Below are 24355 nucleotides of genomic sequence, written 5' to 3' on the forward strand. Positions count from 1 at the left end.
GGTAAGGGGCCGAAGACTTCTGGCACATCGGTGATCACGGTGCACGCGACGATTAAGTAGCGGGTCGAGCAGTTGAGAGACGCCCCGTGGCCCGTCTGATTGCAAGACAATGAAGATCGGCCAGGCGCCAATTTATTCGCGCACTCGCGGAGTGAGCCGCGGAGCGTTTTTCCCGGCATCCAAGGCGCTTGGTGCGCCTCCAGCGCTTCACGCGTTTCCAGCAACAAGACCAGTTCGAGCAATTTATTGGTCGAGGGGAGCGGGAGGGAAAAAATCGCTGCAAAGCATGCTTATCTTTGGCAAACGCCCCCACAAAACCGACCGCCAAATTAATGGCGGGTCTGCAAATACCCCAAGACCTTGAGGTCCGGTGCATCTAGCATCTGGCGGCCGACGCAATTGCGACAAGGGACTATCGATTTGGAGCTGACGATGACCCAAGCCGCTGGACAATGGACTGATCCACCAGCGGGCCGATGTCTGCTTGTGAAGCGCCGGAGCGGACCTCCACACTTTACGCCAAACCGACGCGATTGGCCCAACTCGGACCTCCGGGGGGGTCCGCTATTGCGCCGCTTTCAAGGAAAGAGCGGACCTCACAAGCCCCAACTGCGGCGCGGACTTGCCCACTTTCGCCTTTAATCAATCTCCGCCGAGCGCATCTGCCGCCTTCAGCTTCTGCAGCGAGAAGTCGGGGCTGCAAGCGATCTCCAGAATCGGGGTCTCGCGGCGGCCGCAGAGTTCGGCCTCCGGCAGCTTGGCGGCGACGCCGGATCACGATCGTGCCATGGCGGTCGGCATGGATCAGGTCGTCGGGCTTCGCCGTCGACGGGCGGCCGGTGGTCGAGCCCGTTAAATTTGCGACCTGATTTCGCTGGCCTGACACGGAATGAGGTGCGACACTCGCGCCACGCAGTCTTGTCACGCAGTAGGCCAACATGGCTGACGTCCCAGCCACCCACTACGTTAAAAGTGACGATGTCCACATTGCCTATCAGGTAATTGGCGATGGTCCGCGCGACCTGCTGTTCGTCCCGGGTTTTGTCTCCAATTGTGAAGCGCTCTGGCAATCGCCGGCGCGCACCTCCTTTTTCCGTAGGCTTGCAACATTTTCTCGGGTCATCATGTTCGACAAGCGCGGCACCGGAATGTCCGATCGCGGTTCCCAGATCTTCACACTTGAACAGCGGATGCACGACGTGCAGGCAGTGCTGGATCAGGTTGGTTCCAAGCGGGCCACCTTGTTTGGCGTGTCCGAGGGCGGTCCGATGTCGCTGCTCTATGCAGCGACTTATCCCGAGCGCACGTCGGCTCTGGTGCTTTGTGGCACGTATGCACGGCGCTCGTGGGCACCTGACTACACGTTCGGATGGACCGATGCGCAGTGGAGCACTTTCCTCGATGACATTGAGCACCACTGGGGCACGACGGATGCAATAAGTTTGCTGATGTGGGCGCCCAGTGTTGCAGGCAATAAGCAGACACTTGAGCAAATCGCCGCTTACTTCAGGGCTTCAGCAAGCCCAGGCGCGGCATCTTCGATCATGCGCATGAACCGGGAGATCGATGTCAGAGACATCCTGCCCGTCACGCGCGTACCGACTTTAATTTTACATCGAACCGATGAGCGCGTCATTGACGTGAAGCATGCGCGTTACATGGCGCAGCAGATTCCTTGCGCCAAACTGGTTGAGCTCAGCGGTCAGGACCATACGGTCTGGTTTGGCAACCAGAACGCAATTCTTGATGAGGTCGAAGAGTTCGTCACCGGGCATCGCCAAGCAGCCGAGCCAGACAGGGTGCTTGCGACCCTGCTGTTTGTCGACATTGCGGGATCGACAGAACGCGCCGCCGCATTCGGCGACGGCGCCTGGCGCGCGTTGCTCGACGCGTTCTATGCCAAAGTTCGGGATGTGCTCGGCCAGTATCGCGGGCGCGAAATCAACACCACGGGCGACGGTTTCCTTGCCACGTTCGACGGGCCAGCGCGCGCCGTGCGTTGCGCCAGCGCAATCGGCGATGCGCTGGGTCCGCTCGGCCTGAAGGTCCGTTGCGGTTTGCATACCGGCGAGTGCGAATTCGTCGCTCAAGATATTGTTGGCATTGCCGTTCATATTGGCGCGCGTGTTGCGGCGCTAGCTGCACCGGGTGAAATTCTGGTATCACAGACGGTTCGCGATCTCGTAGCAGGCTCCGGATTGACGTTTGAAGAGCGCGGCCGTCACGTTCTCAAAGGCGTGCCTGACGAATGGCGTCTGTACCGTGCGGTGACCATCTAGCACGATTTCACCCGCGACGCGGTCAGCGGAATGCCCTCTTCTGGCCCGGCCGCGAAGTGCCATCATTCCTTATTGAGGTCCGTTTAATGGGGCGGAGCGGACGAGATTTGCTCACTCCGAATTCTTCGCATTCTGACCCAAATCGGACGTTTCGCGGACTACCCGGTTCCTCCTTTTCCATTTACGTCCCTTCGTGCAAGGACTACGTTTCCGCTGCTAATACCTAGCCTCTGCGTCGTTTGAACCTTCGCATTGGCTAAAGGGTGGAGACCTTCAGCCGATGAGCGAGATCTCTTTCGAGACGGCGCTGGGCGACCGGGTTGAGGACATGCTCGACGCTTGCACGCGGTGCGGAAAATGCGTCGAGGTTTGCCCGAGCGTGGCACCCGCGGGCATCGCGGGTGCGGCTTCTAGTGAAATCATTAGCGGCATTATTGACATCGTGCGCACGGGCGAGGGACCAGAGGTGTCAGCCAAATGGGCCTCCGCCTGCATGCGCAGCGGCGAATGCATCAAAGCTTGCGGCTATGGCGTCAATCCGCGCTTCATGCTGGCCATGGCGCGCGTTGCGATGACAAAGAGCCACCACGAGCTGTCCGAGCGGCGGCGCCAGGGCCTGACACGATTTCGCGATCTCAGTCGCGATGTGACCATACTGTCGCGATTGCAGCTCGACGACGAAATGCTGGAGCGGCTCGGCCAGAAGACGGCGTCAGCCGCAATCCCCCGCGAGGCTCCGGATTTCGTGTTCTATACCGGCTGCAATGTGCTCAAGACGCCGCATATCGCGTTGCTGGCGCTCGATATCATGGATGCGCTCGGCGTCACCTATCAGGTTATGGGTGGGCCGACCCATTGCTGCGGCATCCATCAGTTAAGTACCGGCGACGTCGAAATGTCAGGGCGTATGGGCTCGAACTCGATCGAGAAGATGTCGCACTCGAAGTCCGGTCAGGTAATCTCGTGGTGCCCGAGTTGCTATGTCCAGTTCACCGAAACCACGATTCCAGCCATCGAACGGCAAGGCGGGCCCCGGCCATTCGAGATGACGCCATTTTTGCGGTTTCTCAGCGAGCGTCTGGCATTGTTGATCCCGCGGTTGCGCAAAGAGGTCAAGCTTCGGGTCGCACTGCACCGGCATCCCGGCGTCTCCGGCGTTATGGAAGCCGCGGTTGAAATTTTGCAGGTGGTCCCCGGCATTGAACTCGTCGATTTGCATCAGCCGGCGGTCGGCCTGCAGAGTGTCAACGTCGGGGTTCTTCCCGCGTTCAAGCGAGAGTTGCAGCGGAACGAGCTTCAGTCGGCGGCGGATGCAGGTGTGGACGCGCTGGTCGCGGTCTATCATTCCGATCATCGCGAACTGTGCGCGCATGAACGCGATTGGCCATTTCGGATCATCAATGTTCTCGAAGTCGTCGGCGAGAGCATGGGGCTGCGTCGCCACGACCGCTACAAAGAGCTCAAGCTGTTGCAGGATGCTGAACAGATCGCCACTGAATGCCATGATCTCATCGCGCAACATTCGCTTGATCCCGTGGTGGCTCGCAGCGTCATCGCCAAGGGCCTGCTCGGCGACCAACCGCTTCCTTTGAAATAGCCCGATGCGCCCGAGCTGAGCGTTGGCGAGGCGAGGCGCGTGTTGGACTGCTACTTCCGTTGTCGGCCCGTAGCTGACCTCCGCGCAGGGCCGGTTATGACCCAAAGCTGAAATCGTCCTTGGAATAATCATTGGCCGCAATTGATCGGTCAGTCGGCACTTCACGCTCATGTGTCCTCAGCGAGGTCGCCACCTCCATTGAATTACGTTCGTAATTTCATATTATGACCGTAATTGCATCGAGCTGGACCGCTGTTGGGGCGGCGGTCGATGCAGCCAAACAGCTCCCAGCGAGGATTCATGGACCACACGGCCACTGCCTCATCGCAACAAACCACAGATGCCAGCTCGCTTGGGCTCGCAGCCGGTGCAGCAGCGGTTCGCAACGGCGACATTACCTCGGAAGCCTACACCGCGGCGCTCTTACAGCGCGCCCGAGCACTTGCCGAACTAAATGCCTTCATCACCATCGACGAGGCGGGGGTACTGGCGGCCGCGAGGGCCGCAGACAAGTCGCGTGCGGCCGCATCGGCGGCCCCGCTCCTTGGCGTGCCGCTCGGGGTGAAGGACAGTTATTTGACGAAAGGGCTACCTACTAGCCTGGGCATCGAAGGTCTGGCTCATTTTGTTCCGCGCGAAGATGCCGACGCTGTCCGGGCCATCAAGGGGGCGGGCGCGTTGATTTTCGGCAAGAACAACCTCGTCGAGATGTCTTACGGCCTGACCGGTCACAACGCACGCTACGGTCAGGTGAAAAATCCGCACGCACGGGATCGCATGTCGGGCGGCTCCTCAAGCGGCTCCGCCGCATCCGTGGCTGCTGGACTCGTTCCCGCGTCCCTGGGCGGTGACACCGTCGGGTCAATCCGGGTACCCGCATCGTTCTGTGGAGTCGTGGGCTTCAAGCCAACGACTGGGCGTTGGCCGCGCAACGGCGTTGCTCCTATCTCCCATACACTCGACACGACGGGCGTATTTGCCCGAAGCGTTGAGGACTGCATCCTGGTGGATCAGGTCGTAACTGGTGAACAGGCTGCGGGACCCTCCGGCGGCGGCTACGGCCTGAAGGGAACCCGGCTGGCCTTCGCGCCGCGTCAGTTCTTGGATCTGGTTGACGCGGAAGTCGAGACCCGATTCCGCGCGGTGGTCCGGCGACTGCAGGACGCCGGCGCTGAGGTCGTTGAAGTAGACCTTGGCGACGACTTCAATTCCCTCGTCCAAACCGCGACATGGGGCATCTTCGCTCATGAAACGATGGGCACCATCTCGGAATTTCTTCGCCGCCATGAGATTCCGACCACGTTCGAGGCCATTTACGAGGGCCTCAAGCCCCAACTTCGGCAGGCGTGGGGGCACATCGTACTGCCAGGCGGCGAGGGTGCTACCTCGGCAGGGGCCTATCAGACGGCGCTCAACGTGAGCCGGCCGGAAATTCAGCGCCGGCTCCACACGGCGTTCGTCTCTCATGGGGCGCTGGCTATTCTGCAACCGACCACGCCCTGCACGGCGCCTTTGATCGAGGAGCAGGCGACCGTCCATATCGCGAGGCAGAACGTCAGCTACCTCGCTTTGGCGAACCATACCGTGTCGGCAAGCAGCGTGGGACTGCCGGGTATCAGCCTTCCTGTTGGCCTGTCGCGCGCGGGACTGCCGATCGGTCTCGAGCTGGACGCCCCCTTGGGAAGCGACCGGCGGCTTCTAGACCTTGCCCGCATTGTCGAAGGCATCTCGGGTGCCAACCCCAGTGCGATCTAACGTCGTGGCCGCTTCGCGCGGCGAAGGACCCACTGTAACATCGACAAACGTCTAGAGGATCAACAGATGGCCAATGCACTGCACTCAACGCGCGCCATTCCGGTCGAGCACGTCACCATCCGCTCAACAAAGCCCTTCGAGGACGTTCGAGCCAAGCTCGCGGGCTTAGCACCCCGCATCGATGACGGGATCTTCACTCTCTTGAGATACGGGGAAAGCGAGCGCGCACTTCGAGAGCTGGAGGCATGTCCACCGCTCACCATCTTCGGTCAGCGTGACCATGGGGCGCTCCTGGCAATTGCCGGGCTGACGCGCCGCTCTATCCAGTTTGATATCGGAAATCCGCTCACCGCATCCAAGATGACCCGGCATCAACTGTCGGCGGGGCTGTATGCGCCCATTCGCGTCCTGCTGCGCGAGGATGACGATGGTGCTGTCGCGTTCGAATATGATCGACCAGCATCCCTTTTCGGTCAGTTTGGCAGCGATCATGTGGATGCAGTTGCCCAGCAACTTGATCGCGACCTCCAGACCCTGTTGGAAGCGGCTGCAGCTTAACGGCTGCGGGTCATTGATGGAGTGGAGAGAAGATGCGTTTCGAGAAAGGACACAAGGCAGCGACGCGACGGCACATCATCGACGTGGCGTCGAAGTGCATACGCCGAGACGGTATCTCCGCCGCTGGGATTGCCGGGATCATGGGCGAGGCCGGTCTGACCAAAGGCGCATTCTCTCCGCACTTCGAGTCCAAAGACGCACTCGTTCGCGAGGCGCTGGAGAGCGCGCTCGGAGACCAGCAAGATCGTCTCGATCATGATCAGGGGAGGGGCCTGAACCTTGAAGGCGCTATCCGCAGATACCTGAACCGCGCACATCTCCAAGACCCGGCCGGCGGGTGTCCTTCGGCGGCGTTGCTTTCGGAAATCGCCCGCCAGCCCTTGTCCACTCGGCGGAACTACGAGAAGGCGCTACGAAGCTACGCTTCGTCGCTGGCCGCACTAATTCCGGAAGCCGATCCTGCAGAGACTCGCCGCCGCGCGACCGCCATCTTCGGCCTCATGGTGGGCACCCTGCAGTTCGCGCGGGCCGTCCCCGACACTGTCCAGGCGGAGCAAATCCTGGAAGGCGGGGTTGAGGCCGCATTGCGCTTGGCGAAAGTTTGATCTTGCTAGATCAGGAAAGGACGGAGAGGTGCGGAAGGATTTTCCACGCCACCCGACCCGACACTCCGGACTAATCACTAGTCTGACCACGAGCTATGTCTCCTTTTGGCCCGTAGCTGACCTCCGCGCGCAGCCCGTCCAGGGCCGCTTATGAGCCACTGCAGACATTACGCTGCGCTGCTATGGGCGGCCGCCTAGCGTTACCAAGGATTAATTTCTTAGACAGGAGACGGAAAGAATCGATCTTCTAAGATGGACTTAATGGAGGAGATCATGCGCCACAGCTCAATCTTGCGCGCTGTTACCGCAGCCGGTCTGTTCCTGGGATCCAGCCTTATCTCCGATGCATTCGCCGAGACCGCCGGCCACGCCTTAGCTGTCTCCGTCGACGATTTCAAATATATAGACACGTCGAACGAGGCCACCGATCAGACGGCCGTACATGAAAAGCGATTGCGGGCCTTCATGACCGCGCTGCGGGACGATGTCAGGGCGGACCACCGTTTCGAGCTTGTGCCGTCCTCCTGTGCTTCAAATTGTCCGACCGACGGACCGACGTTGCGCGATCGGCTGCGCGCGGCGTCACAGGCCGGCGCGCAGATCCTGATCATCGGCGGCTTCCATATGATGAGCACGCTGGTGCTGTTTGCGCAGACTGTTGCTATCGATACAAAATCCCAGCGCATCGTGTTTAGGAAATACTTCCAGTTCCGCGGCGACAACGATGAGGCATGGCAGCGAGCGGAGCGCTTTGTATCGGAGGAGGTTCGCGACCTGCTGCTTGAAAGCAGATCGCAGCAATAGACTACGCGCGACGCATGTGCATGGCACCCTGAGTCCGGTTTTGGCCCATAAGGCAATGCGAGCTATCGACGGCAGCCTTTGACCCATATCGGAGCGCCACAACGCCTCTGATAGTGACCATTCCGACCTTCCACCGCTGCCAAGTATCGACATTCATTCGCCGGACAGGACGCCTCGCGGATCGCAACCTGGATGCGAAGCGAGGTAATCGATTTCGCTGCGCGTAATACCGATATCCATTAGCTCCCTGTCACTTAGGTCGCACAAGTTGTCCAGTAATCTCCGGCGTTTGCGCCACTCCTGAAATGCATTCCAATATGTTTCGAGAGGACTGTAGACCTGCCGCCTTGCGGTTACCGGCCCCAGCTCAGTGGTCTCGTCGATCGTGCTCATTAGGATGTGTCCCGTCTGGACTGTTCACTAGGCAGAAGTTGCCGCAAGATGCGCGGGCGCGCTTAACTGGTGGCTTACATTTTTCTAACCGGCGGCTTACTGTTCATGCGCTAGTACAGAGGCGACCCCGGGAAGGAATGGCAGCTTGCGCTATCTTTTCGAGGAATACGCATTCGACACCGAGCGGCGCGAGCTGCATCGGGGGACCGATGCGGTGTCGATGACACCACAGGTTTTTGACCTGCTCGAATACCTGATCCGCAACAGGGAGCGGGTGGTCAGCAAAGACGACCTCATCAAAACCATTTGGAATGGGCGCAGCGTATCTGACGCGGCGCTGACAACCCGCCTGAATGCCGCCCGAGCTTCAATCGGCGATTCCGGCGAGGAACAACGCTTCATCAAAACACTACCCCGCAAGGGCTTCCGCTTCGTCGGACAGGTGCGGGAAGCGCGAAAGGTCGCAGGTCTAAACCCTGGCAATGCGCCCGAGAGCGTTCCTGCCCTTCCCGACAAGCCCTCGATCGCCGTGCTGCCGTTCGCGAACATGTCTGGTGATCCCGAGCAGGAGTACTTCGCGGACGGGATGGTTGAGGAGATCACGACCGCGCTTTCACGGTTCAAAGGGCTGTTCGTGATCGCTCGCAATTCGAGTTTCACCTTCAAGGGCAAAGCGGTCGACATCAAGGAAGTCGGACGGAGGCTGGGCGTGCGCTATGTCCTCGAGGGGGAGGTGCGCAAGGCATCGGGGAAAGTTCGCATCACGGGCCGGTTGATTGAAGCAGCTACGGGCACACACATCTGGGCGGACAGGTTCGAGCGCGACATGACAGACATTTTTGCGCTGCAGGACGACGTCATGCTCGCAATTGTCTCGGCTATTCAGCCAAAGTTGTTTCAAACAGAGATTGCTCTGGCGACGCGGCGCCGACCGGAGAACCTCACCGCATATGATTTCTATCTCCGAGCCCTGCAACAGTATTACCTGACGACCCGCGAAGGGGTTGCCGAGGCGATCAGGCTGGCTCATCGCGCTTTGGAGCTGGATCCTCAGTTCGGCTTGGTCGCGGCTTTGGCAGGCGTCGGCCACACGCGAAACGTCCTTTTGGGCTATGCTGCCGATCCTCAATTCGACCGAAAGGAAGCAATTCGACTGCTTCGCTTGGCATTGAGCCTCGACGATAGTGATGCAGACACGGTAGCATGGGCTTCCTTTATCTCGGCATACATGGTCGGCGATTATGAAAGTGGTGTCGAATTGGCTGATCGGGCGGTCTCGCTCAATCCAAACTCACATCGAGCATGGGGCGGCAGAGGCTGGGTCTATATAGCTGCGGGGCTGCCGGAGGAAGCAGTCAGGAGCTTTGAACGTGCCATTCGCATGAGCCCGGTAAATCCGCAGCTATATTTGCCGTTTGGTGGGATGGGATTGGCCTTTATTGAGCTCGGTCGGTTTGACGAGGCCATCGTCGCAGGGAAGAAAGCCCTGCGACAGAACCCCTCCTTTTCGATAGCTCATCGCTGTCTCGCGTCCGCTTACGCCCATGTCGGACTCGATGCTGAGGCCCGTGAGGCGGCGGCGCATCTGCTTGAGTTCGATCCCGCCTTTACAATATCCGCGTGGATCGCTCGGGGCGGGCAATCAAACGCCAAGCTGATGACGGAGGGCCTTCGGAAAGCGGGGTTGTCCGAATGAGCCCACGCTGGCCTACACCGACGGGTGATCGGATGATGCGGTCACTTCCGGAATTGGCCCATATGCGACCTGCCATGCGGATCCGCCCGAGGACTGCTTTTAACCCGTAGGGGCTCAAGTCGCTTATGGGTATGCGACGCGTCCAACCGAACGTCGGGCTGAGTGTTTAGCCGTTCGCAATGCGTCCGCGCGCGACGAGCACGTTATTGATGCATTGCAATACCGTTTCGAGCTTTTGATTCCGCAGATGTATCTGATTTCTGACAATACCTCTGTCGGGTTTCGACTTCGACTCGCGCTTCTCCAGGATGGCTACTTCGAGAGTGAGTTCGTCTCCCGGGCGCACGGGGACGGGCAGCCTGAGGTCATCCCAACCGAGCCCAGCAATGATACGAAGTGAGTACGGCTGCGTCTTGCTCAACAAGGAAATAAGTATCGCGAAGGTGTGGGCGCCCGAGGCCGTCAAACCCGCGAAGACGGATCGTGCGGCAGCTTCCTCGTCTGTGTGGAAGGGCTGAGGATCATACTTTCTGGCAAACTCAACGATCTCCTCGCTGGAGACGAGGTAGGGGCCAGCCGTACGCAGCTGGCCGATCTCGGCCTCGTCGAAGTACAGACTGGCCATAAATTGCTCCCAACGTTATCCGGGCTGGCTGTGATGTATGTATCCGCTCTAAAGTGCGATGTCATCGAGTTAGCTTCTGACCCAATGTATGGTCCGGCCGCGCGTTGCAAGAGGTTTCGTCAACCTGGCAGATGCGGTCTTGCATCAACTGTATCCGGCCTCTGATTGGAGCGTGTTGTGCTCCGGGCCATCATGGATATCAGCGCGCATTCGAGCTAATTAGCGGACAGGCCTCGAACGGGCCATTCGGGTCACCAGTGTTCGCATGCGCCGGGAAGACCGATCCTCCATCGTTGTCTCATTCCTCTCGCAGACCTCGGCGGGTATCGATGCCGATGACGGCGGGCGAAGCGTCGAGTTTCTGAGACATGGCGTGCTCCTTGTCTTGGGCGCCCCTTGCCAGCTTCTCGTACTGGCAGGGCCGCAGCACGGCCGGACCATTCCATTAGCGGTCCTTGGACGGAGCATACGCTGACCTCTATGGAGAGCGCACCTACGATCGATAAAATCCACTCTCTAAGAGAGACGTGCCTTTGAGACAAAAAAACAATCCTACACATCGTCGCGGGCGTTTTGATGGCGCGGCAAAATGACGCCGAACGAACGTAGATTACGGTCGCCGGGCAGTGAGATCGCCCGCGGCTATGTCGAAGATGTTGGCTAACTGTGAAGTAGTTTACATCCCTGCATTCTTGGCCCACGCTAACGTGGCAGAGGCTTCTTACTTTAAAGGAGGCATCCAATGCTCGCCGCAATCAAATGGAACTCCCGATATAGCGCTCGCGAATGGGTGATGATGGCTGGGGTGCTCGTCGTCCAACTCCGCGCACTGAATGCAAAACGACAGAAGGGTGAAAGCAAGCCAAAGCGGCCACTCTGGAAACACTTCGACGACACTCATCATTGGGACTCAACCGCGGAGGAATGGGTCCCCGACAAGATCAGTGATAGTGCAACGTATTATGCGTCCCGCAGGCCGAGTTCCGAGACTCCCTCTCACTAACGGGGTATCGAGCGAGCGGTGCGGTCGCGCACAAGTAGCTGGATCGGGATGTGCGTGCTGCCGCCGGCCGCTTGATAGCGATCCAGCAATTGCTTGGGCCGTTTGCCGGCCGCTTTGGGAAACAATCTGGATGGCCGATTCTGGCACCTTTACGTGGTCAGGGGTTGATGTCCGTTGGCAGGCGCCAAAGGGGACGTGCTGGTATGCCGTCGGGATCGACGCGATTGACCCCGACCGGACATCGCGCGGCTGGCAGGCCTACTCGAGATTCTGTGGCAGAGGTCATAGCCGGCCGGTTCCAATGTGTTAGTTTGAAGCGAGTGATAGGTTGTCTCTAGGCTTTGCGGAGGCATCAGACATGAAGCGGCGCCAGTTCATAACGGCACTCGGCGGCGCTGCGGTGTGGCCGCTGGCGGGTCAAGCGCAGCAATCTAAAATGATTTACCGAATTGGATATCTGACGGCTAATTTGAGCAGTTATCCTTGGGTAAACGGCTTCGTTCGCGAATTAAGTGATCGCGGCTATTCGGAGGGCAACAATCTCACCATCGAATGGCGGGAGGCAAAAGGACATCCGGAACTTCTGCCCGATATGGCTGCCGATCTCGTCCGACAGAATGTGGACGTGATCGTGGCTGTGGGAAATTACCCCGGACTTTTGGTGCAGAAGATTACTGCGACAATTCCCATTGTCGTGCTCTCGAGCCGCGGCGGCGTTGAAACCAAATTATACTCGTCTCTTTCACATCCTGGCGGGAACCTTACGGGTATCGACAATCTCTCGCCTGATCGCGATGTCAAACGTGTCGAGTTCTTGAAAGAAATTGTTCCAAAACTCTCGCGGCTGGCAGTTCTTTACAATCCGCTTCCCTCGTACGCCAGCAATCATCTCAACAGTATTTCTTCGGCATTTGAAAAATTGGGAATTGAAGCGCAGCCGTTTGAAGTTCGTTCACCGTCGGAATTTGAGGTCGCGTTTGCTTCAATCCTCCGCAAAAGGCAGGATACGATGATTGATGCGATGACTACTGTCACCGATCCGAGGTTCGTCTTTGATCGCAAGAGGATTGTCGACTTCGGAATAGAAAACAAAATTCCGAACGCCCACGAATATCGAGAATGGGTGCAAATCGGCGGACTGCTTGCCTATGGTCCGACGATTGATGGAATATGGCGCCGGGGCGCATATTTCGTCGAGAAGATCCTCAACGGGGCAAAGCCAAGTGATTTGCCCGTCGAAGGGCCGAGCGAATTCCAGCTTGCGATCAACCTCAAAGCTGCCAAAGATATGGGCCTATCTGTTCCTCAGCATTTGATCGCGAGGGCTGACGAGTTGATTAAAGCGGACGTACGCTAAGCGCTCAGCTAAGGACCACCCATTGCAGACCACCGGGTTGAAGACCGGTAGCATCCCGATGTTCTCGAAGGTCAAGGCGCTCGGCCCTGCGACGCTGCTCGGCCGCGCAAACGATTGAATAACGAGACGTCAGCTTCCGGAAAGTGTGCCGACCAAGGTCACGCCGGCAAGGGCAGCCTTTGACCCCAGGGCGGACCTGCGACCATATGCCCGCAACGAGTGCGACAACTATCGAGAACTGATACCCTCGCGTCCGGCGTCCTCAACATCTGAGAGGATCGAATGAAGCGGCGGAAGTTCATAGCGGCTACTGCTGTCTTGATCGTTTCGCCCCAGCGTTTGTGGGCGCAGAGAAAGCCTCGGCGCATCGGCTTTCTTGCTATAGGGGATGGGAGCGGGCAGGCCCTTAACCAAGCCGAGCGTGTATTCCTTGATGGGCTGCGACACCACGGCTGGTTGGATGGAAACCTGATTATCGAATTCCGCTTTTCTCATCCTCCCGATCAATTGCCATCTTCAGTCGCCGACCTGCTGGCTCTCAATCCCGATGTACTAGTCGCTGCAGGACCACCAGCGGCCCTAGCCCTGAAATCGGCAACTGCCACCATTCCGATTGTATTCGTGGCTGTGGCTGATCCCGTCCGCCTCGGCCTCGTGCAAAGTCTATCGCGACCGGGTGGCAATATAACGGGTATTACCACCAACGTCCCTGAAGATTTCTTCGGAAAACGTGTCGAAGTCCTTAGCGAACTCGTTCCCGGCGCCTCGAAAATCGCGGTCCTAATCAATCCAAAGAATCCAATGCTCTACTTGGTGGAAGAGACACGCAACATGGCGCGGAGGCTCGGCATAGAGTTGCTGACAGTTGAAGCGGCCACCGCCGAGGAACTTGATACCGCCTTTGCTTCTGCTTCTGCCCAAAATGCCGATGCGATAATTGATTTCGGTGATCCGCTCACCTATGTCGAGGCTCCGCGAATAATCGCACTCGCGGCGAAACATCGTCTGCCCGCAAACTACTTGTTTCCAGTCTACGCCAATGGCGGATTATCCATCTACGGCGCGGATACAGCCGATCTATTCCGCCGTGCAGGCGGTTTCGTCGATAGGATACTCAAAGGCACCAAGCCTGCCGACCTACCGGTAGAGCGACCGACGAAATTCGAGCTAGTAATCAACCTGAAGGCCGCCAAGGCGCTCGGCCTCATCGTGCCACCTTCACTACTCGTCCGCGCTGATCAGGTGATCGAGTAGAGGCGCCCTTTGCTGCGGTGCACGAGTCTCTTGTTGGCCCATCGCTGCCGTCCGAGAGGTGGCTCGTCATGTCGGCTCTCAAGGACGGACCGGAAGTTTGCAGCCGAGCGCCCCACCGACGCTTTTGCCCGCAGCGGACCTGCCCATGTCCAGCAGAATACGAGAACTATACAACCCGGATGTCGCAGTGTGATCGTACGCAAGCGGAGATCGCGAAATCCAATCACTCGTTTTCGTTCTTCGGCTGCGCTCAGGTCGCTTTGAGCAGGCAAAGTGGTTCCCTTTCAGATAAGCTTGTGCAGCCGGTTATCGGCACGTCGGAGGAAATCATGAAAACTCATTCCTTGATTGCATTGTCAATACTCGGCGGTATCACAATCGGTGGCTTCGCCGTTCAAGGATTGTCCGCGCAAACCAAGCTAAAAGCCTACAGTATCGGTGAGATCGAACCAATCGCTGGCGGGACTGTCTCGCCAGCGTATATCGAGGCAGCCAGAGAGGCGCTGGCGGATGCCGGCGGTCGCTCTATGGGAACGTTGAAGGGCAGAGTTTTTCATGCCGAGGGCGGACCTGCTCCCATCAGTGTGGCAATGACAGAGTGGGATAGCGCAGATTCTGCCGTAGCCTTTTTTCAATCCAAGGCATGGAAGGACCTTGCACCTGAAGGCGAGAAGACCGCAAAAACGGTACGGCGGTACATAGTCGAAGTTGAGAAATAGCCGTCAGCGTAGACAACGCGTAGGCCGCCACAATGGTCGGCCTGCTCCGTTTCGATGTCGGATGTTGGCCTTAAGCCGAAGAGCGGCTCAGTCAGGGCGGTGTCTGCTCTCGCTGGACGCCGAGGTGCACTTGCGTCGCCAGCCGCTTTTGACTCTAAGCGGTCGTCGCGATGACCAGGAGCCGTTCTTAGAGCGCTGACAGCGCGCACAGGCGCCGCTAAAGCAGATCTGCTGCTTCGCTGCACGGCTCGAGGGACGCTGAACGTACCAGGGTCCACGAGGTGGGCACCTAGATGATGCGCTGATGCTGTACGAGGAAAAATCTAGAAAAGTCGCCGCGGGCGTCGCGACGACTTCCTTCCAGTCACAGCAAGCTACAGCGACTTGGCCCTTTCATGGGCTGATTGGACTGCACCCATACCGGTCTGCCTGATCCGATCCATGGCCTCCGCGCCGGTATCAGAGACCTCTGCTACTAGCGTGTCGGAGTTTTCGCGCAACGCCTGCGACACTGCACCAACACGGCTGTTCAGGTCGGCCTTCACGGCATCGCTGGTCTCTCCGACATACTCATTCTCGATGTCGGTTGTTCGAAATGCCCCTGCGACTGCGGCGCCGATGGCCAAGCCGACGACGCCAAGCACCAGCGGTTGCTTTTCGAGCATATCAGACAACGACGACTTTGCTTTTGAGACGGCTTCGCCGCCCGAAACCTGGTCGCCCACTTTGGCGAAGCCGTCCCGCACCATCTCTACGCCGCCCTCGAACTGGGCCCTCATCTTGTCGGCGGTCTCTGACAGAACGCTGGATGCGGCGCCCTTGGCTGACTGCGACGTATCGTCGCCATCGAGTGACCCTACGTGATCCATTTCGGGCGCCGTGGGAGGCGCCGCAGTGCGCTGGAGCACCGATGCCGTAGTCCGCATCGTGCTCACTCCGCTATCGACCACACCGGACGCGGCAGCCGCCGTGGACCGAGCTGCGCCCTTGATCCTGTCGTCACCAGCCATAAGCCACAGCGCGCCGCCTCCAATAAGGACGGCGGCAAGGGGATTTTCCTTGGCCGCTGCGAGCAGATTATCGAAAAAGCCAGTTTGCGTGCTGCTCATCGGACCATTCCCTTCACAGTGTCCTTGTCCTTTTCCAGCTGCCGAATGGTCTCCCGCGGGGCAAGATTACGGGCATCCATCCGGTTGATGCCGACGGCAATCAGCACGCCCGCAATGGCGCCAGCGACAATTGCGGATGTCAGGTAGGAAAGCGGTTGAGACCATCCCGCGGAGATCAACGCCGCGGACAACGCGAACAGCGCCATCACAAGGGCGGGGATCACCAGAAGGGCGCCACCGGCAAGGAGGGCTGCTGCTCCCGTTATTTTCTGCACTCTGTCGCTGAGTTCAGCCTTGGCCAAGTCGATCTCGTTCTGGAACAGCTTGGCGAACTGACCCATCGCGCCGGCTACCAGCGTGGAGATGGTCCGGAGATCGTTCTGGCTTGTCTTGATATCATGCTGAATGGTCATGACACGCTGCCGCCTTTGAAGGACGTCGTTCGCTGCGGATTGTTGCCGGACGCCGATGAGCCCTGCATTGATGCGTGACCGGTTTTGGCGGAAGAGGTGGTTCCGCGCCATTCGTCGCCCTGCGTCGAGGACGTTCCACTGTTCGTTCCAGGTCGCGATGAAGGCGAGTCACCGCCGGAGGCCTTCAAGAAGCGTACGGCGGCGAAACCGGCGAGCACCGAGAGGCCAAGGAAAGCGGCCGGCTGGCGCTTCGCGAAATCAGTCGCGCCGTCGAGCAGATCGCGGAAGCTGCCGTTCCGGATCTTCTCGGCGGCATCTTCAGCATAGTCCGCGGCGGAGTTGATGCCGCGGGCGGCGAAAGGCACGTCGCTCTCGAAGGCACGAGCCGCTTCCCGAACATTCCCCGCAAGTCGCTCAATGAACTCGGCTCCAGAGCGCTGCTGCTCGCGTGCCTGCCCACGAATCTCGTCCATAGTCCCCGAAGCGAGGTCCTTGGCCGCATCCCCCGCTTCCTTGAACTTGTCCTGTGCGACTTCAGCCGTTGCCTGAAAAGCGTCGCCGGCCCGCTGCTTCGCAGTCGCTGCAGCGTCCGCCACTTGGTCCTTCAGGTTCTTGGGAGCATCCGCGTCCCGATCTTGATTTGATGTCGTGCCTCTGTTCAGGTCTAGATCGCTCATGATGCGTTCCTTCAAGTATTGGAATTGCGAGAGGGATTGAAAGCGGCTCCGACGACTTCGTCGGCGGCTGTCTTGAGCGAGTCAGCGAGGTTGTGAGTCATGCGGCTGGCATGCTCACCGAGACCGGCCTCAGCGACGCTGTTCGTTGCCGCGTCGGCTGCCGACATTGCGGCATCTTTCGCTGCTTCAAATCCGGACTGAGCGGCCTCGGCGGCGACCCGCTGCACGTCGTCGCTCGCCTGGCCCATTGCCTTGGCTTCAACCTTGGTTTCCGGAAGAGCGGCTGCAATAATGGCTCCGATCGCAACGCCAAGGCCAGCGATCAGCGCGGCATTATCGCTGATAATCGCGCGAGCTTGTTCGGGCACCCTTCCGGCCGCGTCCTTCGCTGCCGAGGCACTGTCCTTCGCCGCATCCACCCCGCTCTTGAGCTTCTCGCCAATCGTCTCGGCGCCTTGGCTGGCCCGTGCGCGTAAATCCGCCGCGAGACCGGCAGTCGAATCTTGCGCGGTGTCGGCCATGCTGGCGGCCTGATTCCGGGCGGAAGATAGTTGATCCGTGAGATCGCCTTGCATAGCGCGCGCTCGGCCCGCCATGTCCTCGAAAACCTCGCCCGCCTTGTCCATCGCGGGGCCGGAAACCTCGGCGGCGCGGTCTCGCACGGCTTTCGAAGTGAGCGCCAAGCCGGCACCGATCATCAAAAGCGGCAAGGGGACACCGCGTGCCAAGCGCAGGAGTGGAACCGCCACGGCCGTCCCGGCGGCCACTGTCCGCATCGGGTTGTCCATGACTTGCTGTTTCAGTCCGTCGACCCAGCTCTTTGTCGTGTGGCTGACGTACTCGGATACTTCCGACTTGATGTGCTGCGGCGACACCTTGTGGCGGATGTCCTCGGCCGTGTCCGAGACCTGCTCTTTCAGCCGATCGACCGTAGCGGCCAACTCAGCGCGACTTCGCTCGGACTCCCGCCTTAATTCTTCCACGGACCGCGTCATCGCATTACCTCTTTCGCTTTTTCGGTTTCTTTCAATCGAACTCACGGTTTTTTGAATTGTTCCTAGTGACCCGCTCCGCGGCGGTGCATTCCATTGACAGAGCACACTTGGCACGGGCGAGAGCGTGATCTGATCGTCGCCAAACGCGAGACTGCAATACAACTCAGCAGGTGTTAGCGGCAGCTCAGACGGGAGTAGATATCAGCCGATCGGCGCAGTCGGCTGCATGCTCTGTTCTGCTGTGCGGCCCGGGCATCGACCGTCACGGGGAGAGATCCGGGTCCGCACCCCCTAATCGTCATATGCAGCTCAATGTGGTGCCGACGAATTACGCGGCGCCTCGGTCGTGGCAAGCGATAGGACCCAACTGGGCCGAGCGCCAAACGAACCAGCTGAACGACAGCCGATCTCCGGTCAGCGAGAGTGGCGCATGAGCGCTGGACGATCGCCAGCAGGCATCACTAGTCAGTCGCACTCGCCGGATCGGCGGCAGCAATCTGCAGTCCCGCCCCGTTGAGAGCCTCCGCAATTTGCTTCGCGAGCAGCTTGGCTTCTTCAATTCCAATTTTTGCGTCTGGATGATTTGCAAAAAACGCGCAAATCGTCGTGGAGATGATTATATTCACCTGGTGGGAATCAATCATTTTACGTCACTCGAAAATGCGAACTGTTTTATCGGATCGGCGGCCGCATCTCCCGGAAGAGCGAAGCGGTCATCGCAAGCCGAAAAACGAGAGAATGACCGCAACTACAACTATCAGTCCTATGATGTAAATCAGGCCGTTCATCACAAGTATCCATCTGGCTCGGTGAACGAATGTTATTCGAAGGTCGCAGGCCCACTTTTCTCATTGCGCGGCTGAACCGCCGTTAGCTTTTCGAGATCAACTTCCTTTTCGATGGCCGCTAAGGAATTGCCGATCTTGTCGACGATTTTGACCAAATCGGCATGGGTGATGCGAAGCCGCTTTCGCACTGACTTTACCTGCTGTGCGTTGGCGAGATCGAGCGTCGTGCGAATGGGCCGTGGTGGTCTTGAGCACAGCATGAGCAGGTCTCCTGACTAACTAAGATCAGCGAGGTCCCTTTGTTCCGTTGCCATGATGCAGGCGTAGGAGAGACCCGGAATAAGTTCAGGAAGCCGGCTAATTCGCACTGCCGCGCAAGGTGTAACGAAATAGAAGGCCGGTCCGCTGCTTGTGACTTGTCTGTTCGAAGGCCGTATGTCGGCGGCGAGATCTCAGGGGACGGGCACGCCCCATTGCCCGCTATCGATCTCGCGAGTGAGAGATCGCGCCGCAGGGTCCGGCCTCTGGCATCGGTGCAGGACCTGGTCGCTAGGGGGCCGGAGGCAAGAATGCCTGTTGTCGTCTTCGGGTGACGCGCTGCTATCGCTCCGGTCAGGAAAGTTTCCAGCGTGGCTGTGCAACCAAGCAATCATGTTGAACATCGTCAGCTCTCATTGCAACTTTTCCCGCCTTCATTGTTGACGAACCGGAGCGAACCCGCGGCTTATGTCCGCCGCTGGCTCACCCATGGTCTTGTTATTATCCGGAGAGCGCTTGCAGGAACTGGATTTGCTTGGCCCGCCTAGTGGCCGGAGCCGTTGCTCTAACGCCTGCACCGTCGGGGTCGGCAATGCCAGCTGCCGAGCCGGACGCACTGGGCGGGTCGCACACTGCCCCTCTCGAGGTTAAGGGCGGCCACGGACATCGCGGTGGCCACGGGTGAGGTCATCGCGGCGGGGCGTGGTCATCACTACGGTTGGGGCAGAGGCCGAGGCCATCACTACGGTTGGCGGCACCATCGCCGCTGGTAAGCGTTACGAATTTCCGCCCGGACTTGGTGTCCGTTGAAGTGCGGGGTGCATAGTTTTGATTTTGTTAACATGAGGCGCGACCTTGCCGCATGGATAGCATCGAGGATTCGCCCAAGCTGAAGCCCGTTTGGACGCAGCACGAATTGGCCCGACTAAGCTCGCCAAAGGACGGGCCACCGCAGCCAAGGCGGCCAAGGTACTGGGGCGCCGCGTCGGCTTGGTTACGTCGGCAAGCTCGCGAAAAGGGATACTGCTTTACAAGACCTACGGGCAGAGGATTTTCTCCAGATGGAAAATCATCAGGACGTCTTAGCGATACAACGGAAGCTGGCGCACTGTCGCCAGCTCATAAAAGAGTTTCCGGACGGGCTAACTGCGAAGCATCTCCGGGAGCTTGAGGACGAACTGAAAGCTGAGCTAGCAGCCGAGCTACGCACCATTACGCGGCAGTAATCCGCTCCCTGCAGACCGCGCCGCAGGAACTCAATGCGCATTCTTGCGTTGGTGCGACACGCCCAAAGAAATCGCAATAGCGTTTTGGTCATTGGCTGCCGCCTGCCTGTTGGCGTTTAGCTTCGCGGCTCTCCTCTCTTCCCACTAACAGCAGTAGTCAAAAAGCTTGCGGCCATTGTCGCAAGCAAAGTCGGCTTATTGCCCCAATGCGAAGTCTAGGCAGCGTACCGGGTGGTCGGCTCATAGGCGGTACCGCAACCTAGGCGATGGGCCGCACTCATCAACGGAAAGACTCGCCGCGAGGTCAGCTCCCCATTAGTGGACATGCAAATGGACAGGGCGACTTCGCCTTCGGGTCATGAGCGCCCTTCGGAGTGTCGGCCGGCTGCTTCCGGTCTGGGCTGAGCGAGACCGGCAAGTGCGGGCGGCAAAGGAAGGTCCGACCTATAGCTCGGGTAACACGATAAGGGGCACTCCGGGCGACTGAAGGATGTGCTGGATAACCTTCGGCGGTTTCCGGCGCCGCGGGTGATGGTGATGGCACTCATCATCGCTGGCCTGATCGTCAAAGAGGTGAAGCTCTATCGCCAGCGGCACACTGCGGAATGTGCAGTTGGCATGCTGGAATGAAGCTCACCGCCCATACCTTCCCGGCCGGTTCGCCCAATCAGTTTCTTCAAACTCGTTTGCCAGCTTCTCCGGGCCGTGCTTCGCCTTCAACGCGTCCCATGCGACGCTGAAGCGTGCCTTCGCCTCATCCAGCGTCGCTGCGTCGCCGAACGGCGGGCGGGGAATGGTGACGGTGACGTTCCAAAGCCAAACGGCGGGCGCGCGCTCATGGGCAAGCCGGATCCCCCCGATCAGCTGGCCGTCTCCAAACACCATGAAATCGTCAGGGCGGATTGCGCGGAGGCGGAGCATGTCAATCCTGATGCAGGTCTACGTTTGGAAACATCGTCTCCGCCGAAGCTCGCAGCATATCGAGTAGCATTCGCGCCTCTTGAAGCTGATGCTCCAGTTTGTGTTTATTGTCGCTCGGAGGGCAGTCCTGGATCAGCGCACGGGTGTGCTGCAGGCAGAGATCGAGCAGAAGGATCGCGCGGCGAGCATGATGAGCGGTCTCGACCGCGTGTTTGGAAGCGGATTTTGGAAATGGGAAAACGTTATGCACTAGAAAACACCCACTCAATTCGAAAGAGGGGTAATCTACTGAGACCCGTTTAACGCGAGTTCAATTTTCCAATCGCTTTCGTGCAGTGTTCTGAGACCGACCTTAGCAGGTCATTAATAATAAATTAGGCGCCCCAATCTAGGCTGCACGGGTTCGGCTTCGCACACCCCGGACGACCTTTCTGGCAAGCTTTGACCCCAGCGCTCTGGAGGCGTTGGGGTCTTTGCGTTTTGTGGGCCTTCGGGTTTGGCGCCCGACACGGCCGCGCTTGCCGCATCAGCAGGCGACGGTGTGTGCACAATCTCGGGGCCGATCTGACGGTAAACAATACATCTACCTCGTCAGCAAATTCTGATCGGAGTTTCCGCGACAGATTTCATCGATCTCTCAGAAATGGTGCGTAGAATTCAGCGCCATGGACAAGCGAACCGCACGCCGTCAGCGCGTATTCAAAGGCGCAATGATCGAGTTTCCGGGAGGCGCCTTCAATTGCGTCGTCCGAAATCTGTCCGACATGGGCGCCCAAGTGGACGTGCCTAGCGCATCTGGCATTCCGCACGAGTTCACACTGGTCATTCCCAGTGCAAAGTTGCAGCAACCCTGCCGCGCGGTGTGGCGCTCCGACCGACGAATCGGAGTGGCGTTTTCCTGATCTTCAGTGTGTTGTTAGCGCCGCGCGGTCTGTGCCGGGCGTGGTGGCCTGAGTGGTCGTGCCGTGAGCGCGCGGCGGCTCGCGGGAACTGCCGTTCGTTTTTTGATCCACATCAATAGTCCCGGCCATTGCGGCGCGACGTTGCAGCTATCATGACCCGGCCGACGAACCGGCAACCCAAGCCCAAGCCGCCGCCCAAACCGAAGCGCAAGGCATCGCGGATGGACGAAGCACGGGCAATTATCGCGGCCTATGCCGACGATCTGCGCGGGCTGATCAGAAAGCTGAAGCGGAAGCTGTATTGACCGGCCGAGGCGGAAGCGGGCGAAGGTGTATCGCTTCGTCCGATGATCCAGCGTCGGCCAGCCGGGTCCGCCTGTGAGCCGTACAACGACGGGTGTTCCACCAACGGAACGCTCGCGTTCGCGACCTGTTCAGCGGGGACCTGTCCGTGAACCGGGACCGACGCTGAAGCACGCGAAGGTGTACCGGATCGTGAGTTGAGGCGTATGGATGCAAAATATCTTTTGGATTCGGATCAGGACACAACGGAGGACACAGCCGCGTCATGGCATTGATTTAAGCTTATATTTTCGCCTCTGCGAAGCCCTGCGCAGGGCAGGGCCTGGCCCGAGACGGCTTGGCGCCCTCAGGCGGCGAGCCGCGGCCCTTCATGCTCCAGAGCTTTGGCAACGGGCGCGCCAACGATTCGCCGCAGCTCAATAGCGATTCCGTCCAGTACCGCACGCTTTTCTTTCATGCGTCGGGAGTGGTTGTAGACCTTGCCCGTGACGGTCGGCACCATGGTGTCGCCTTTCTTTGTCACGGCGTGGTCAAGGCATTTGGCGATGGCAGCATCGTCAAAGCCGAGATCGCCGGCCAATGTTGCCGCCGTCCGCCGCAGATCGTGCGGCGTGAACGGCTTGAGGCCGAGCAGTTCGCAAAGTCCGGCGGTCTTCGTCTTTTCCTTGTTTTTCTCATGCTTGGTGCCGCGCAGGGCGTCGGCCATTGCTTTACGGTGGATCGGCTGGCCCTTGTACATCGGGCTTTCGAACACAAACTGCTGGTCTGCGGACGCCAGTGCATCCTTGATGATTTCAACCGCCAGATCGGACAGCGGCTGCTGGATCCCCCGCCGCTTCTTCACCCGCTTGAGCGGCACGTCGAAACGCGGGTTGTCGCCGTCGAGGTCGAACAGCTCATCCCGGTGCGCACCGAGCAGTTCACGGGAGCGAAGCATGGTCACGAGCTCGAACTTGAGCGCCAGCCGGGTCCGGCGGTCCCAGGGCAGGTCCTTGCGATCCAGTCCATGCCAGAAGATCCTGATCTCATTCTCCGACAGGACTCGCGTGCGCGGATGCTCAGGATCGAGCTTCGGCAGGTTGATGCAGGGGCTGGCTGTCACATAGTCACGGCCTGCTTCAGCCGCCCAGTTGAACAAGCCCGATGCGGCCTTGCGCATGTGGCGCGCGTTGCTGACGGAGGGCTTGCCAAACTTGCCGGCAACGATGTCGTTCGAGAGTGTCGCGATGTCGTGCTTCGTGACGTCTCTCGCGAGTGTTTTGCCAAGCCTCGCACCGAGAAACCGGCGCAGGTGGCTCGCCGTATTTTCCCAAGCCTCCAGGCGGGGCCGCATCTCGCCATCCGGCTTCTTGACGAGTGTCTTCATCCACTCGATCCGCTCTTCAATGATCTCGGCGACAGTCTTTCCGCGCTTTGCCGCTTTGGCCTTCTGGTCCCGGAAACTCTCCGCGAGGGCGTCGGTACCCATTCCCTTGAGGCCGTAGACCTTGCCGCGGGCGTCCTCGACGGTGAAGGTCTCGGGATTGTAGACGCCAAGCCAGCCGGTGCGCTGCTTCCCAGTCTGCCTGTCGGTGAACTTGAAGGAGAAGGTCGCCGCGCCCGCCGTGGTGATGCTGACGTAGAGGCCGGGGCATTTGCGGTCGTAGAACTTGGTCCGCTTGGCAACCCGCTTCTCGCACAGGCGGTCGGTCAGGATGACGCTGCTATTGCGGCCGCGCTTGCCGAGAGGGGAGGGGACGATGCTACTATCCATGTGGTTTCGGCTCCTAAGGCTTGGGACCAAAGGGCTCGGCTTTGAGACTTTCAGTTTGTCGTGCGGACGCTGAAAGGCTTAGGGCCGGGCCCTTGATTTGGTGAAGCCCGCTGAAACAGCCTGCATCAGGGTAGTCGAAAAGCACTTAAATCAAAGTCTTTTGTTAGTTTCGGCGTGTTTCACCGAATGCCAAAATATAGACGTGTGGTCCTGGCCGTCGTTGCTACGGTCAAGCCCTGGCGAATGCGGCATCTGCGTCAACCGGCGCGATGTCGGTGAATTTCGCTAGGACGAGGGAGGCCAAAAGGAACTCGGCTCCCGGGAGAGCACGGCATAAGCCGTCCAACCATCGCGCAGGGAAGGCC

Annotated in this window: 24 protein-coding genes and 2 pseudogenes; 14 read left to right on the top strand and 12 right to left on the bottom strand. The window is 59.2% G+C overall.

Annotated features, from left to right (window positions below):
- Both AC0L27_RS39035 and AC0L27_RS39040 read right to left on the bottom strand, forming a co-directional pair.
- Positions 1 to 242, bottom strand: a 242-nt coding sequence (locus tag AC0L27_RS39035) for a hypothetical protein (RefSeq protein ID WP_473323230.1), incomplete at its 3' end; no start/stop codon positions are given.
- 396 nt (positions 243 to 638) lie between these two features.
- Positions 639 to 826 (bottom strand): annotated as a pseudogene (locus AC0L27_RS39040) (RraA family protein); the annotation flags it as partial.
- Positions 827 to 938: 112 nt separating this feature from the next.
- Here AC0L27_RS39040 and AC0L27_RS39045 point away from each other — a divergent pair.
- From AC0L27_RS39045 to AC0L27_RS39075, 7 genes and pseudogenes are all read left to right on the top strand, one after another.
- A complete protein-coding gene (locus tag AC0L27_RS39045) occupies positions 939 to 2279 on the top strand; it encodes an adenylate/guanylate cyclase domain-containing protein (RefSeq protein ID WP_473323232.1) in 1341 nt (446 codons plus the stop codon).
- A gap of 328 nt (positions 2280 to 2607) precedes the next feature.
- Positions 2608 to 2664 (top strand): annotated as a pseudogene (locus AC0L27_RS39050) (4Fe-4S binding protein); the annotation flags it as partial.
- Positions 2665 to 2943: 279 nt separating this feature from the next.
- Positions 2944 to 3876 (top strand): heterodisulfide reductase-related iron-sulfur binding cluster, encoded by a 933-nt coding sequence (locus AC0L27_RS39055; protein WP_473323279.1) that lies wholly within the window; start codon positions 2944 to 2946, stop codon positions 3874 to 3876.
- A gap of 300 nt (positions 3877 to 4176) precedes the next feature.
- On the top strand, positions 4177 to 5631 hold the full coding sequence (locus tag AC0L27_RS39060; protein ID WP_473323235.1) for an amidase family protein: 1455 nt from the start codon (positions 4177 to 4179) through the stop codon (positions 5629 to 5631).
- A gap of 66 nt (positions 5632 to 5697) precedes the next feature.
- A complete protein-coding gene (locus AC0L27_RS39065; RefSeq protein ID WP_473323237.1) occupies positions 5698 to 6189 on the top strand; it encodes a DUF302 domain-containing protein in 492 nt (163 codons plus the stop codon).
- A gap of 32 nt (positions 6190 to 6221) precedes the next feature.
- On the top strand, positions 6222 to 6794 hold the full coding sequence (locus AC0L27_RS39070) for a TetR/AcrR family transcriptional regulator (RefSeq protein WP_473323239.1): 573 nt from the start codon (positions 6222 to 6224) through the stop codon (positions 6792 to 6794).
- A gap of 261 nt (positions 6795 to 7055) precedes the next feature.
- Positions 7056 to 7598, top strand: coding sequence for a DUF2380 domain-containing protein (locus AC0L27_RS39075; protein ID WP_473323241.1), 543 nt, complete (start codon positions 7056 to 7058; stop codon positions 7596 to 7598).
- A 153-nt stretch (positions 7599 to 7751) separates the two neighbouring features.
- On the opposite strand, the gene AC0L27_RS39080 is transcribed toward AC0L27_RS39075, so the two are convergent.
- A complete protein-coding gene (locus tag AC0L27_RS39080) occupies positions 7752 to 7991 on the bottom strand; it encodes a DUF1127 domain-containing protein (RefSeq protein WP_473323244.1) in 240 nt (79 codons plus the stop codon).
- A gap of 145 nt (positions 7992 to 8136) precedes the next feature.
- Here AC0L27_RS39080 and AC0L27_RS39085 point away from each other — a divergent pair, with 145 nt between their 5' ends.
- Positions 8137 to 9687, top strand: coding sequence for a winged helix-turn-helix domain-containing protein (locus tag AC0L27_RS39085; RefSeq protein ID WP_473323246.1), 1551 nt, complete (start codon positions 8137 to 8139; stop codon positions 9685 to 9687).
- 166 nt (positions 9688 to 9853) lie between these two features.
- Here the strand turns inward: AC0L27_RS39085 and AC0L27_RS39090 are convergent, their stop codons facing one another.
- Complete coding sequence (locus AC0L27_RS39090; protein ID WP_473323248.1) at positions 9854 to 10312, bottom strand: MaoC family dehydratase; 459 nt, start codon at positions 10310 to 10312, stop codon at positions 9854 to 9856.
- 1361 nt (positions 10313 to 11673) lie between these two features.
- On the opposite strand from AC0L27_RS39090, the gene AC0L27_RS39095 reads away from it, so the two are divergent.
- From AC0L27_RS39095 to AC0L27_RS39105, 3 genes are all read left to right on the top strand, one after another.
- The gene (locus AC0L27_RS39095; protein ID WP_473323249.1) at positions 11674 to 12672 is read left to right on the top strand and encodes an ABC transporter substrate-binding protein; all 999 of its coding nucleotides are present in this window, start codon (positions 11674 to 11676) and stop codon (positions 12670 to 12672) included.
- 282 nt (positions 12673 to 12954) lie between these two features.
- Positions 12955 to 13926 carry an ABC transporter substrate-binding protein gene (locus tag AC0L27_RS39100; RefSeq protein ID WP_473323252.1) on the top strand — a complete coding sequence of 324 codons (972 nt, stop codon included), beginning with the start codon at positions 12955 to 12957 and terminating at the stop codon, positions 13924 to 13926.
- 68 nt (positions 13927 to 13994) lie between these two features.
- Positions 13995 to 14645, top strand: coding sequence for a DUF1330 domain-containing protein (locus AC0L27_RS39105; protein WP_473323256.1), 651 nt, complete (start codon positions 13995 to 13997; stop codon positions 14643 to 14645).
- 374 nt (positions 14646 to 15019) lie between these two features.
- Here the strand turns inward: AC0L27_RS39105 and AC0L27_RS39110 are convergent, their stop codons facing one another.
- The 7 genes from AC0L27_RS39110 to AC0L27_RS39140 form a co-directional block, all read right to left on the bottom strand.
- Entirely contained in the window at positions 15020 to 15754 is a 735-nt protein-coding gene (locus AC0L27_RS39110; RefSeq protein ID WP_473323258.1) for a hypothetical protein, read from the bottom strand.
- Positions 15751 to 16167 carry a phage holin family protein gene (locus AC0L27_RS39115; RefSeq protein ID WP_473323260.1) on the bottom strand — a complete coding sequence of 139 codons (417 nt, stop codon included), beginning with the start codon at positions 16165 to 16167 and terminating at the stop codon, positions 15751 to 15753. The genes AC0L27_RS39110 and AC0L27_RS39115 overlap by 4 nt, the downstream gene beginning before the upstream one ends.
- The gene (locus tag AC0L27_RS39120) at positions 16164 to 16844 is read right to left on the bottom strand and encodes a hypothetical protein (RefSeq protein ID WP_473323262.1); all 681 of its coding nucleotides are present in this window, start codon (positions 16842 to 16844) and stop codon (positions 16164 to 16166) included. Before AC0L27_RS39120 ends, AC0L27_RS39115 begins: the two co-directional genes overlap by 4 nt.
- 11 nt (positions 16845 to 16855) lie before the next feature.
- On the bottom strand, positions 16856 to 17839 hold the full coding sequence (locus AC0L27_RS39125; protein ID WP_473323264.1) for a DUF3618 domain-containing protein: 984 nt from the start codon (positions 17837 to 17839) through the stop codon (positions 16856 to 16858).
- A 461-nt stretch (positions 17840 to 18300) separates the two neighbouring features.
- Positions 18301 to 18483, bottom strand: coding sequence for a hypothetical protein (locus tag AC0L27_RS39130; protein ID WP_473323266.1), 183 nt, complete (start codon positions 18481 to 18483; stop codon positions 18301 to 18303).
- 176 nt (positions 18484 to 18659) lie between these two features.
- Positions 18660 to 18887 carry a hypothetical protein gene (locus AC0L27_RS39135; protein WP_473323268.1) on the bottom strand — a complete coding sequence of 76 codons (228 nt, stop codon included), beginning with the start codon at positions 18885 to 18887 and terminating at the stop codon, positions 18660 to 18662.
- A 1857-nt stretch (positions 18888 to 20744) separates the two neighbouring features.
- On the bottom strand, positions 20745 to 20996 hold the full coding sequence (locus tag AC0L27_RS39140; RefSeq protein WP_473323270.1) for a hypothetical protein: 252 nt from the start codon (positions 20994 to 20996) through the stop codon (positions 20745 to 20747).
- A gap of 115 nt (positions 20997 to 21111) precedes the next feature.
- Here AC0L27_RS39140 and AC0L27_RS39145 point away from each other — a divergent pair, with 115 nt between their 5' ends.
- The 3 genes from AC0L27_RS39145 (at position 21112) to AC0L27_RS39155 (ending at position 22239) form a co-directional block, all read left to right on the top strand.
- Entirely contained in the window at positions 21112 to 21285 is a 174-nt protein-coding gene (locus AC0L27_RS39145) for a hypothetical protein (protein WP_473323272.1), read from the top strand.
- Between the two features lie 457 nt (positions 21286 to 21742).
- Positions 21743 to 21934 (top strand): PilZ domain-containing protein, encoded by a 192-nt coding sequence (locus AC0L27_RS39150; RefSeq protein WP_473323282.1) that lies wholly within the window; start codon positions 21743 to 21745, stop codon positions 21932 to 21934.
- Between the two features lie 152 nt (positions 21935 to 22086).
- A complete protein-coding gene (locus AC0L27_RS39155) occupies positions 22087 to 22239 on the top strand; it encodes a hypothetical protein (RefSeq protein ID WP_473323274.1) in 153 nt (50 codons plus the stop codon).
- 344 nt (positions 22240 to 22583) lie between these two features.
- On the opposite strand, the gene AC0L27_RS39160 is transcribed toward AC0L27_RS39155, so the two are convergent.
- Positions 22584 to 23990, bottom strand: a complete 1407-nt coding sequence (locus AC0L27_RS39160; RefSeq protein ID WP_473323277.1) for a tyrosine-type recombinase/integrase — start codon at positions 23988 to 23990, stop codon at positions 22584 to 22586.
- Positions 23991 to 24355 lie beyond the last annotated feature (365 nt).

The organism is Bradyrhizobium sp. Ken51 (genome assembly GCF_055807435.1).